We start from the raw sequence: 12,278 nt of genomic DNA, 5'->3' as shown, positions 1-12,278 counted from the left end.
CGGTTAAGCAAGAGCCGTTCTTATTTTATCGCAACTACGCAACAAAATATCAGCGAAACGGCGTTGTCCGATCTCGTCCCTGATCAGGTCTTGCCGAATTTCCACACCGAAATAGGGCTGATCAATGGCTTCGCATTGGCGGTTCATCGTCGCGTTGAGATCTTTGCCTGAATAGGGCCTTTGATCGCCGATGATCAGCTCTCCTTCTTCCCCCAGAAACTGCAAGGCCAAATGTGGGGTCGCCTGATGGTCATTATACATGATGCCCATATCCCATGGCCGCTCCATCTGGGGATGGGAACGGAGCGTTGGAGAAAAACTGTGCAGGGAAGCAACCACCGCCGGTCTGAGCTCCGCAATCAACCCTGCCACCCGATCATGATAGGGCGTAAAAAAACGATCCAGCCTCGCTTGCCGGTCCTCCGCGGACAGTCGGTTTCCAGGGATTTCGATGGTATCGCTGCTTTCGACGATGACAGCAGCTTCGTCAGGATAGCGATTGAGGTCGACGATCATCCGGGATGCCGTGCTGAGAATTGCCAGATACCCGCTATGCTCAGCCATTAGACGCGCGATTGGCGCGATACCCGGATCAAAGGCAATATGATCATTCTCATATTCGGGCAAAATACCCAGATCAATATCATCCGGTATATGACTGGAAGCATGGTCGACCACGACCAATATGCCGCCTTTGGAAGGCGTACCGGATATTTCAAAAGCATCTGTCATCGAAACTTCCCGATCATCGTCCAGCTATTATCCATCGCCCGTCGGCAGTGGCGTTCGGCATCATGGGTCACGCCCGGCGTATCAAACAAGGCAAAACATGTAGCACCCGACCCAGACATGCGGGCGATAACGGGTTCGCATTCACCGAGCAATTGCAGAACATCCGACAATATTGGCACCAAAGCGACAGCCTGCGGTTGTAGATCATTCCGCCCCTTTTTAGCCGCCACAAGGACCGAGTCATTGCTTAGTGGACCATGATCAACGCCATCCCAGCTATTGAATATGTCCGCTGTCGACACCGGGATCATCGGATTGATCAAAAGCGCGGTGCATTCGCGTAAATCTTGATCAGCGATGGTCGTTAAATCATGACCGATACCGGTCCCGCTGCAAGTCTGGCTAATCACGCACGCCGGAACATCCGCTCCTAGCGGCTTGGCTATTTCAGCTAGTGTATCAAGCGCAAGGTCCAACCCCCAGAAACGGTTCAGCAGCCGGAGCGTTGCCGCAGCGTCGGCAGAACCGCCGCCAATCCCGGATGCGATTGGTAGCTGTTTGTCCAAGTGCAAGTAGGCGCCTTTATCCACCCCAGACACCTCCGCCAGACGCCGAGCCGCTTGCAAGATCAAATTTTCCGTTTCGCTCAAACCATCAGAGAAAGGCCCATCGATATCGAGTTTCAAACCGTCACCGGGCGCTACAGATACCAAGTCTCCTTTGTCCAGAAAGGCAAATATCGTTTCAATATCGTGATAGCCATTGTCCAGGCGCCCACGGACATGCAGTGCCAAATTGATTTTTGCATAGGCCGTTTCGCTATCACTGGCCTTCAACACTGTATCAGACATCAGGGAGAAACGAGGTCAGGCCGCAAGCCCACATCTATCTTGGTGGTTAGACGCTGATAATTTTCCTCATCAGCGAATAGCTTTGCAGATTTCCAAGCATAGCGCGCTTCATATTCGCGTCCAACAGTCCAATAGGCATCGCCGAGATGCTCGTTTATCGTCGGATCCTGTGGTTGCCCGGCCAAAGCGGTTTCCAAATAGGTAACCGCCCGCTCATAGTCCCCCGTGATGAAATAGGCCCAACCGAGAGAGTCGGTAATTGCTGGCGATGTTGAACGTAGTTCATGGGCCTGCTTAATCGCAGCGACGGCATTTTCTTTATTTTCGCGGCGCTCAAGTTGGGCATAGCCCAGATAATTTAAAATCGTGGGTGAATTGGGCAGCAGTTCATTCGCTTTTTGCAGGGATTGCAAGCCCGCAGGCCATATACCCGCTTGCTCCTGAGCCCCGCCAAGAGCCAGCCAATAAGTAGCCATAACCGCATTTGACCGTTTTAATTTCTCGCCCAGTAAAATTGCTGATTCAAAGGCAGTCGCTGCAGCGGCATCTTCGTCCCGCGCTCTCAAGACTTGGCCTTTCAACATATAGAGTTCGGGAGCAGTGGGGTTTTCATTCAGGGCGCTGTTCAGCCGGGCTATGGCCTGATCATATTGCTCATCGGCATCAAGGCTAGCGACCTCCGATCGTAATGCCACCAGATAATAAGGGCTCTCACGGCGAACCTGCGCATATTCTGAAACTGCAAATCTATGGTTTTCTGCCGCAGAATAGGCTCGCCCAAGCGTCAAATGGGCATAGTCTGAGGCAACCGCGATCCGGCCACCGGCCAGTGCCATGACTTGAGACAAAAATTGCCCCTGCTGCGCCACCAGATCATTAGAAAATCTCTCGAAAAGAAACGCCAGACCAATGGATGGCGTGACTTTCTGTGCCACACGCTTTTTTTGACCGGCTGCGATCTGCTGTAACAACCGCGCTTCTGGTCCGGAAGAGGGTGTTTTTAGAATGGCCCGCGCTGTTTTTGGATCATCAATAGCCCAAAAATGCCGAGCGGCGATTATCCGTATCGGCGCCATACGAGGGTCATTGCGTTCGACAATCCTGACCAGCAAGCCCATTGCATCGGCTTCCTTCCGGCTTGCCAACTTGCTCAATATAACATGCTCTTCGAGATAATATTTGCCGGTCTTGTTGGACTGCGCCCGAACAAGGCTTCTATTCCCGTCGCGCCCTCGCGCAATTTCAATCCAGCCTTCCAAAAATGGCTTCATGAAGGCAAAGTTTTTGAGAGCCTCCAAATTGCTTATCGCCGCATCTGCGCTCTTCCAATCGCGTTGAGCGAAAGCTTCTGCAAACGGCAAGAGCGGCATTTCGGGTGCTGGTGCACCATGTGCCTGCAAAGTACGAACCGCTTTCAACGCAAGCCCGAAATCACCAACTTCAATAGCATTGCCATAGGCTTTGCCGGCCAGAAGCGCATTGTCTGGCTGCTTTTTCATACTCTCGGCATAAAGGGCAGATGCCACCTGCAGCTCATTGGACGATTCCGCGAGCCGGGCTTCCACAAATCGAGTTATTGCTGCTGCGCCGTCTCCGCGATTGGCCATCGCTGGCGTACTGCTCAACCCAATGGCGAGTAGCGAGTAGAAACCGAGACTACATATTCGGATAATTTGGACCTCCGCCACCTTCCGGCACAACCCAATTGATATTCTGGGACGGGTCCTTGATATCACAAGTTTTACAGTGAACGCAATTTTGTGCGTTAATCTGGAACTTCGGATTACCTGCCTCATCCTCCACAAATTCATATACTCCTGCCGGACAATAGCGTGCCGATGGCCCCGCAAAGACCGGAAGGTTTACATCAACCGGAACCGAAGGATCTTTCAGTTGCAGATGGACTGGCTGGTCCTCTTCGTGATTGGTGTTCGACAAGAAAACCGACGACAGGCGGTCAAAGCTAATCACTCCGTCCGGTTTCGGATATTCAATCTTCACGCAATGTTCGGCCCGTTTCAGGCGCGACCAATCCGGATGCAGTTTCATGGTGAACGGCATTTTGATCTTGAGATGCTCTGCCCACATATTGATCCCGGATATTATCGTACCGAGGAAATCACCATATTTCTCGACAGCCGGAAGGACATTGCGAACGACCCGCAATTCTTCCCGGACCCAGCTATTCTCATAAGCGGTTCCATAAGCGGTCAGCTCGTCACTTTCACGCTCGGCTACAATTGCCTCATAGGCTGCTTCTGCAGCCATCATACCGGTCTTCATCGCGGTATGCGTACCTTTGATCCGCGGTACGTTTACGAAACCTGCTGAACAGCCGATCAATGCGCCGCCTGGGAAATATAATTTGGGAACGGCCTGAAAACCGCCGTCGTTAATAGCACGCGCGCCATAGGAAACCCGTTTGCCGCCTTCCAATATCTTGCGAATTTCAGGATGCTGCTTCCAACGCTGCATTTCCTCAAAGGGCGAAAGATGCGGATTTTCGTAGTTCAGCCACGTCACAAAGCCGAGTGCGACTTGATTATCAGCCTGATGATAGAGGAAACCACCGCCATTGGCGCCTTCGCTGAGCGGCCAGCCCTGTGTATGAATTACCCGTCCAGCGACGTGTTTCTCTGGCTCAATGTCCCAGAGCTCTTTGATGCCTAGACCATAGATCTGCGGCTGGCTGTCGGCATCCAGCGCGAACTCATTCTTCAGAATCTTGGTTAAATGACCGCGCGCGCCTTCAGCAAAAAACGTATATTTTGCATGAAGCTCAAGACCCGGTTCATAGTCTGGTTTATGGCTGCCGTCACGCGCCACGCCCATGTCTCCGGTGGCGACACCTTTGACCGACCCATCATCATTGTACAATATTTCGGCGGCTGCAAAGCCGGGAAAAATTTCAATGCCCATATTTTCGGCGCGCTCACCGAGCCAGCGGCACAAATTGCCAAGAGAACCTGTGTAGGTTCCCTTATTGTGCATGAACGACGGTGTCATGATATGCGGCAGCGAGAATTTCTTCTTCTTGGTCAAGACCCAGTGATGGTTCTCGATTACCGGTGTTTTTGCAATGGGGCAGTCTTCATCGCGCCATGACGGGAAAAGCTCGTCCAGCCCTTTGGGATCGATAACTGCACCGGAAAGAATATGCGCGCCGATTTCAGACCCTTTTTCCAAAATACAGACCGAGAGATCTTTACCGGCCTCATCCGCCAATTGTTTGAACCTGATGGCCGCGCTGAGACCCGCAGGGCCTCCGCCGACTATCACCAGATCATAAGGCATTGACTCTCGTTCGCTCATGTCGCTTTTCCTACAATTCTTACTTATATTATCCTGTACATTCGGTCTGTCGCAAACCGCAACCCACTGGTCAGGAAGTTGCTTTCCCGCCAATTGACCTATTCGTCAACTCATGACTCTATACATAAATGAAATTAATTGCCTCTCCAACGACAAATTCATCGACTGAATCGATGATCCACAGCCTACAGAACTGGTGGTCGCTGGCTGGCGTCGACCTCAACTATGCCGATCAACCGACGGCACTATTAGCGGAAGAACCAGCTACACCAGTCGTGGAAACGCCGCCACCAGCTGCCGTTACGGAACAGGCAGTCGAGAAGGTGATGGCTCCCGTTGCAGAGGAAGTCTTGCCTACCGATCATGAAGCTTTTGTCGCGTGGTTGGCGAATGACAATGGTCTGATTGAAGCGAACTGGTCGAGAAATAGAGTGGCTCCGCAAGGTGTCTTGGAGCCGGAAGTCATGGTTATTTCCGCGATGCCGGAAAAAAGTCAAAATTCTGGGCTGCAACTGTTCAATCCTCAAAATCAGACGCTTCTCGACAAGATGCTGTCTGCAATCGGATGCGATTCGGAACAGCGTTATCTGGCGACCATTGCCGTATCAGCATCCATTGACGGCAGAATTGATGAACAACATTGGTCCAGTCTCAATAAGCGCATGCTTCATCACATCGGATTGGTGCGACCCAAGCGCGTCATCTGCTTTGGTGATCTGGCTTCCAAGATCATATTTGGCGAAGACCTGTTGTCCGCGCGCAAAAATAAACAATTTATTAACCATAGTTCATCAAAAACAGAGGCAATCGTTACGTTTCATCCGCGGATCTTGATCGAGCGGCCATTGTTTAAGGCCGAAGCTTGGAAAGATTTGCAAATGCTGACAAGGATTTCTGCCTCGTGAAACTGAAATTTGCACTGACTGCTTCGCTTCTTACTCTGGTTGCAACGCCCGCGCTCGCCGATGATGGCGCCGTGCTCTACAATAGCGCGTCCATTGCCAAGGATGTTCCATCACAGCTGAAACGGAAGCAATCCGACCATTATCGCGCTCTATTCTCGGCGATGAGCGATAATCAATGGGATACTGCGAAAAACTTGATGGACACCGCACCGACGGGTCCGCTCAAATCTATCGCACAGGCAGAATATTTTTTGGCGGCCAACAGTCCCCGTGCTGAATTGGGTCCGTTGTTGACATTAGTCAATGAAGCACCCGAAATACCACAAGCCGCCCAATTGGGCCGTTTGGCGCAGAAACGCGGCGCCCAACTATTGCCAAGCCTTCCACAGCGACGCAATCTATCATGGGTTCCAGGCTCCCCGGTGCGTTCCAAACCAAAGAATGTCGCGTCTGATAGTGTTGCAAATAACGTTCGTGGCCAGATCATTGATTTTATCAAGAATGACAATCCACAACGCGCCGAAGAACTGCTGAGCGATAATGTGAAACACATGTCCTCCCAAGGCCGCACGGAGCTGGAACAGCGGATTGCTTGGTCTCACTATATTGAAAATGACAATGTCGCCGCTCTACGAATGGCCCGGCGTGCTCAAAATGGTGCGGGCGAATGGGTCGTCCATGCAGATTGGGTTGCGGGATTGGCCGCTTGGCGCCTGAACGATTGCGGTTCTGCGAGCGCTGCTTTCGAAAAGGTCGGACGGACAGCCGCCAATAGGGGATTGAAAGCTGCCGGGCTCTACTGGAGCGCACGCGCTGATCTGAAATGCGGTCAACCTGAGAGAGTTCAGGGCAAATTGCAAACCGCTGCGCGGCTAGACGACAGCTTTTATGGCCTGCTCGCGGCTCAAACCCTTGGCATGGAAGCGAGCAGCTCCGACACCGCGGAATCATTCGAGAAGTCCGACTGGCGCGCCCTCAAGCGTCATGAGAATGTTCGTGCCGCCATCGCTTTGGTTGAGATTGGTGAAGAACAGTTGGCAGATGAAGTGCTTCGTCACCAGGCCACGATCGGTCCAAAGAGCGATCACCCTGCCCTGATCAAACTGGCGCGCGAGATTAATCTACCGCGCACCCAATTATGGCTGGCCCACAACGCACCGCGCGGGACAAAACCCGATGTTCAAGCTCGGTTTCCTGCGCCGAAATGGAAGCCCGACGGCGGCTGGCGGGTCGACCCAGCGCTTGTCTATGCCCATACGCTACAGGAATCCTCGTTTCGCAGCCAAGTTGTGAGCCCGGCCAATGCAATCGGATTGATGCAAGTCCGTCCGGGCACTGCTGGCGATATCGCAAAAGCCAATGGTTCGAAATTCAAGAAAACGGATTTGTTCAAGCCATCGACCAATCTTGAATATGGTCAATCTTATCTAGAATATCTTGGAAAATCATCGATCACCGGTGGCAAACTACCGAAGATCGCTGCCGCCTATAATGCCGGTCCGGGCGCGGTTAAGCGCTGGAATAGTGAAGTACAGGACAATGGCGATCCCCTGTTGTTCATGGAGAGCATTCCCTATGTCGAGACCCGCGGATATGTATCGATCATCCTGCGAAACTATTGGATGTATGAAAAACAAGCGGGCATAAAATCAGTCAGCGCACGGGCCCTATCGCAAAATCTCTGGCCTGAGTTTCCCGGAAATCCTGACAAATGGAAGACCCGGTTCACATCCCGCTAAAATAAAAAAACCGGACAATGTCGTTCACATTGCCCGGTTTTTGATTTCCAATAGTAGACCCGCTTAATAGCGATAATGTTCCGGCTTGAATGGGCCTTCGACTGGAACACCGATATAATCGGCTTGTTCCTGGCTCAACTTATCCAGTTTCACGCCCAATTTAGCGAGATGCAATTCGGCAACCTTCTCATCGAGATGTTTCGGCAGAACATAGACATCATTCTTATATTGTTCCGGACGCAACCATAGTTCGATCTGCGCCAATACCTGGTTGGTAAAGCTAGCGGACATCACAAAACTCGGGTGACCCGTCGCACAGCCAAGGTTAACCAGACGCCCTTGAGCCAGAACGATCAGCTTCTTCCCGTCAGGAAATTCAACTTCATCAACCTGTGGCTTGATTTCGGTCCATTTCATATTCTTCAGACCGCCGATCTGGATCTCGCTGTCGAAGTGGCCGATGTTGCAGACAATCGCCCGGTCTTTCATCGCCCGCATATGATCGACGGTGATAACGTCTTTGTTACCGGTTGTTGTCACGAAAATGTCCGACCGTTGGGTGGCTTCTTCCATTGTCACAACTTCGAAGCCTTCCATTGCGGCTTGAAGCGCGCAAATCGGGTCAATTTCGGTAACCAGCACGCGAGCGCCGCCATTGCGGAGAGATTGTGCAGAACCTTTACCAACGTCACCGAAACCAGCGACAGTTGCCACTTTACCGGCAAGCATAACGTCGGTCGCGCGGCGGATTGCATCAACCAATGACTCTTTACAGCCATAGAGATTGTCAAACTTCGATTTGGTCACACTATCGTTGACATTGATCGCCGGGAAAGGAAGTTTTCCGATTTTGGCCAGTTCATAAAGACGGTGAACACCGGTGGTGGTTTCTTCCGAAACGCCCTTGATGGTTTCGACGGTCTTGGTCAGATAACCAGGACGTTCCGCCAAAAAGCGGGTCAAAGTAGCAACAAAGACTTCTTCTTCTTCATTTTCAGGTTTGAACAATTCTTCGCCCGCTTCAACCCGAGCGCCCCAAAGCGCGAACATGGTAGCATCGCCACCATCATCGAGGATCAGGTTACAGGTTTGATCAGAGCCCCAGTCAAAAATACGCTCAACATAAGCCCAATATTCTTCCAGCGTTTCGCCCTTGATGGCGAAAACCGGTGTTCCACCAGCGGCAATAGCTGCTGCTGCATGGTCTTGGGTCGAGAAAATATTGCAAGACGCCCAACGCACTTCGGCGCCAAGATCAAGCAAGGTTTCAATCAAAACGGCTGTTTGAATGGTCATGTGCAGCGAACCGGTAATCCGTGCGCCCTTCAAAGGCTTGTCTGCACCAAATTCTTCACGCAGAGCCATCAGGCCCGGCATTTCGGTTTCAGCAATTTCAATTTCCTTCCGTCCGAAATCGGCGAGGGAAATGTCCTTAATGACATAATCTTGAGCTGCGGTGGCCACTGATATTCTCCTTGAAAAACGAAATGCCGCACGGGCGATCCGGTGCGGCAACAAGCTATTCCTTTAGCGCCTCATGAATTTAGAAGCAAATATAAAGATGTCTTTATATGTGAAATTTTATGAGGCTTCAGCCACGCAGTTCGCAACAATCAAACGGTCAAGCGCTACCAAATCCGGCAGACAGTTTCATCGGGTCAATGCCAAGTGCTTGCCAAGCCATCAGCCATTTGTCGTCCGAGCTCTTCTCATATAACCAATCAGGAGACCCTTCGGCGATAGACCAGCCATTTTGGGTCAGCTCACTTTCAAGCTGACCTTCTCCCCATCCTGAATAGCCCAGAGCAATGATCCATTCTTTCGGACCGCGGCCTTGCGCGATAGCTTTCAACATATCGATGGAACTGCTCAACCCCCAACACTCCCCCACTTGCAGCGTATCCGACAGGTTCATATCCAGACTATGGATGATGAAACCCCGCTGCGTTTCCATTGGTCCGCCAAGAAACACTGAACAATCTGGAGCTTTGCCTGGATCGATATCAAACTGTTTCAGAATCCCATGAAAGCTTATGCCATCGACGGTCTCGCCGATGTTAATGCCAAGCGCTCCGTTCTCATCATGCGAACATATCGCCAGCACCGACCGTGCAAATCGGGGATCAGCCATTCCCGGTGTTGCGAGGAGAAATTGTCCGGAAAAGAAGATGGGATTGTGCATCTAGATATGCATAGCGATGCAAATATGAACTGCCCATGGCAAAATGCACAGGGGATTTGTTTGGCTGGTTGCTTGCAATTGCCCGCGGCTGACACCACTATCTCTATCGAGGCAAATGTTCGAAGCCCAATTGAGATAAGGAGCAAATGATGATCAACAAAGGTGATAAAATTCCAGAAGTTAATCTGGTGAAGGCAACCGCAGAAGGCCCACAGCAAGTGAGCTCCAGCGAATATTTTGCGGGTAAGAAAGTAGCTCTATTTTCGGTACCCGGCGCTTATACCCCAACCTGCTCGGCCAAACATCTTCCCGGCTATGTGGAAAAAGCGGCAGACCTCAAAGCAAAAGGCGTTGATGAAATTGCCTGCACCGCGGTGAATGACGCCTTTGTATTGGGCGCATGGAATGGCGCCTCCGGATCGGATGACATCACGATGCTCGCCGACGGCAATGGGGATTTTGCAAAAGCTGTTGGCCTAGAAATGGATGGTTCAGGTTTTGGCCTTGGTACGCGCGGCCAGCGCTTCTCGATGATCATCAATGATGGTGTTATTGAAGAGCTAAATGTCGAGGCACCTGGTGACTTTAAAGTCAGTGCAGCAGAATATATGCTCGACCAGCTTTAATAAAAATCACATAATATAGGAGCCGGCGGAAGTTATTCTCCCGCCGGCCTTTTAGTATCTACCATCCGCAAGATTTTCCGGCATTCTCATCCTTCAACCAGTCCATCAATGGCGCAAAATAGCTGATCATGGCTGATCCATCCATTTCACGGGTACCGGTAAAAGCCTCGAGCGCATCGGGCCAAGGCTTGGATGCCCCCATTTCCAGCATCGCGTTCAGTTTCGCCCCTACTTGTTCGTTGCCGTAGAAAGAACAACGGTGCAGTGGACCGGTCCATCCGGCTTCATCGCAAGCAGCCTTGTAGAATTGGAACTGCAAAATCCGGGCAAGGAAATAGCGTGAATAAGGCGTATTGCCCGGTATATGATATTTCGCTCCAGGATCGAAAGCATCAGCAGGCCGTTCAACCGGCGGCGTGATGCCCTGATATTCCAGTTTCAGATCATGCCATGCCGTGGTGTAATCGGCAGGCGCGATATCGCCCTTGAATACGCCCCAGCGCCATTTGTCGACCAGCAGACCGAACGGCAGGAAAGCGACTTTGTCCATCGCTTGACGAAGCAAAAGGCCGACATCCTTATCGGCACTTGGAACATTATCCGCGTCGAGCAAGCCGACCTGAACCAAATATTCCGGCGTGATCGAGAGCGCGATCATATCTCCGATCGCTTCATGGAAGCCATCATTGGCGCCATCAAGATGCAAATAGCTCTGCTCGTTATAGGCGCGCTGGTAGTAGTTGTGGCCAAGTTCGTGATGGATGGTGACAAAATCATCGCCATTCACCTTGATGCACATCTTGATCCGGATATCGTCTTTATTATCGATATCCCATGCGCTGGCATGGCAGACCACTTCGCGATCTGCCGGCTTCGTGAATAGAGATCTTTGATAGAAAGTTTCCGGCAGGGGCTCAAAACCCAGTGACGAGAAGAAACCCTCACCTGCCCTGACCATTTTCATGGCATCATGGCCATTGGTCGTCAGCAGGTCGGTTGTATCAAAGCCGATATCGCCAGCGCCTTCCGGTGCGACGATATCATATATATTACCCCATTCCTGCGCCCACATGTTGCCCAGAAGGTCGGCGCGGATGGCTCCAGTCTCCGGCTGTACAGCGTCACCATATTTTTCGTTGAGCTTGTCGCGGGTATAGCAATGCAGCTGGTCATAAAGCGGCTTCACCTGTGCCCATAGTTGGTCGGTCAGCTTGGCAAAATCATCAGCCGGCATGTCATAGCCGGAACGCCACATCGCGCCGACATCGGCGAAACCGAGTTCCCGGGCGCCCTCATTGGCGATTTCGACCATCCGGGCATAATCATCCTTCATCGGCGCGCCTACATTACTATGCCAGCTCGCCCACATTTCGGAGAGCTCTTCGGGGTCGCGATTGGTGCCCATTGCGGCTTCAATATCCGAACCGTTGATTTCCTCGCCGTTCAGCGTGCCCTTGCCCTTGCCGTAAGCCGAGTTGAGCTTCGTGGCGATCTCGTTCAATTCCGTCGCGGCGCCCTCTGTCGTCGGTGCCGGCAGCACGATTCCGCCGCGTAATTTGTCAAGTTTGCGGCGCGTAACGGCGTCCAGATTTTCGACATCGTTAAACTTCGCCGCTTCGATAGCCGCGTTCACCGACATCGTGGTGCCTTCCGCGCCGATCTTGGCAGCCAAGGCATCGGTGTCGTCGGTGATGAAGTTGGAGTTGATCCAGTATATCCGCCCGGCATCGATCGAAAAGTCGAACATCTGCTGTTCAGTATCCTCGACAAATTGTCTGGCGTCGGCAGCAGTCGGGGCACTTGTCTCAGCCCCTTCATTTTCATGATGTTTGGCCAAGGCCGGTGTGGCAAGCGCCATGGCAGCAATGGCGACGATCGAAGCAGCAGTTTTCATATCGATATCCTCAACTGTTGATATTTTAGTTAAAATT

10 protein-coding genes are annotated in these 12,278 nt (G+C 51.8%); 3 read left to right on the top strand and 7 right to left on the bottom strand.

The genetic code is table 11. The annotated features are described in order from the left end of the window. Positions 1-3: 3 nt before the first annotated feature. The 4 genes from ABJG22_RS10090 to ABJG22_RS10075 are packed head-to-tail and all read right to left on the bottom strand — an operon-like array spanning position 4 to position 4,895. A complete protein-coding gene (locus ABJG22_RS10090) occupies positions 4-732 on the bottom strand; it encodes an N-formylglutamate amidohydrolase (protein ID WP_348020098.1) in 729 nt (242 codons plus the stop codon). Continuing rightward, positions 729-1,583 carry a 4-(cytidine 5'-diphospho)-2-C-methyl-D-erythritol kinase gene (locus ABJG22_RS10085; protein ID WP_348020097.1) on the bottom strand — a complete coding sequence of 285 codons (855 nt, stop codon included), beginning with the start codon at positions 1,581-1,583 and terminating at the stop codon, positions 729-731. Before ABJG22_RS10085 ends, ABJG22_RS10090 begins: the two co-directional genes overlap by 4 nt. Next, positions 1,583-3,208: a tetratricopeptide repeat protein gene (locus ABJG22_RS10080; protein WP_348020096.1), complete on the bottom strand. Its 1,626-nt coding sequence runs from the start codon at positions 3,206-3,208 to the stop codon at positions 1,583-1,585. Before ABJG22_RS10080 ends, ABJG22_RS10085 begins: the two co-directional genes overlap by 1 nt. A 31-nt stretch (positions 3,209-3,239) precedes the next feature. After that, complete coding sequence (locus tag ABJG22_RS10075; protein WP_348020095.1) at positions 3,240-4,895, bottom strand: electron transfer flavoprotein-ubiquinone oxidoreductase; 1,656 nt, start codon at positions 4,893-4,895, stop codon at positions 3,240-3,242. 173 nt (positions 4,896-5,068) lie between these two features. On the opposite strand from ABJG22_RS10075, the gene ABJG22_RS10070 reads away from it, so the two are divergent. Then, positions 5,069-5,800: a uracil-DNA glycosylase family protein gene (locus tag ABJG22_RS10070; protein ID WP_348020094.1), complete on the top strand. Its 732-nt coding sequence runs from the start codon at positions 5,069-5,071 to the stop codon at positions 5,798-5,800. Next, the gene (locus tag ABJG22_RS10065) at positions 5,797-7,539 is read left to right on the top strand and encodes a lytic transglycosylase domain-containing protein (protein ID WP_348020093.1); all 1,743 of its coding nucleotides are present in this window, start codon (positions 5,797-5,799) and stop codon (positions 7,537-7,539) included. Before ABJG22_RS10070 ends, ABJG22_RS10065 begins: the two co-directional genes overlap by 4 nt. A 63-nt stretch (positions 7,540-7,602) precedes the next feature. Here the strand turns inward: ABJG22_RS10065 and ahcY are convergent, their stop codons facing one another. Then, positions 7,603-9,003, bottom strand: coding sequence for an adenosylhomocysteinase (gene ahcY, locus ABJG22_RS10060; RefSeq protein WP_348020092.1), 1,401 nt, complete (start codon positions 9,001-9,003; stop codon positions 7,603-7,605). Between the two features lie 157 nt (positions 9,004-9,160). Further along, on the bottom strand, positions 9,161-9,670 hold the full coding sequence (locus ABJG22_RS10055; protein ID WP_348020091.1) for a YqgE/AlgH family protein: 510 nt from the start codon (positions 9,668-9,670) through the stop codon (positions 9,161-9,163). A gap of 197 nt (positions 9,671-9,867) precedes the next feature. Here ABJG22_RS10055 and ABJG22_RS10050 point away from each other — a divergent pair, with 197 nt between their 5' ends. After that, on the top strand, positions 9,868-10,347 hold the full coding sequence (locus tag ABJG22_RS10050) for a peroxiredoxin (protein WP_348020090.1): 480 nt from the start codon (positions 9,868-9,870) through the stop codon (positions 10,345-10,347). Positions 10,348-10,405: 58 nt separating this feature from the next. Here ABJG22_RS10050 and ABJG22_RS10045 read toward each other — a convergent pair whose 3' ends face one another. Continuing rightward, the gene (locus ABJG22_RS10045; RefSeq protein WP_348020089.1) at positions 10,406-12,241 is read right to left on the bottom strand and encodes a M2 family metallopeptidase; all 1,836 of its coding nucleotides are present in this window, start codon (positions 12,239-12,241) and stop codon (positions 10,406-10,408) included. Positions 12,242-12,278 lie beyond the last annotated feature (37 nt).

This window comes from Parasphingorhabdus sp. (genome assembly GCF_039939955.1).
Lineage (GTDB): Bacteria > Pseudomonadota > Alphaproteobacteria > Sphingomonadales > Sphingomonadaceae > Parasphingorhabdus.
Note: the sequence above shows the minus strand (reverse complement) of the source record. Positions and strands in the feature narration are given on the sequence as shown.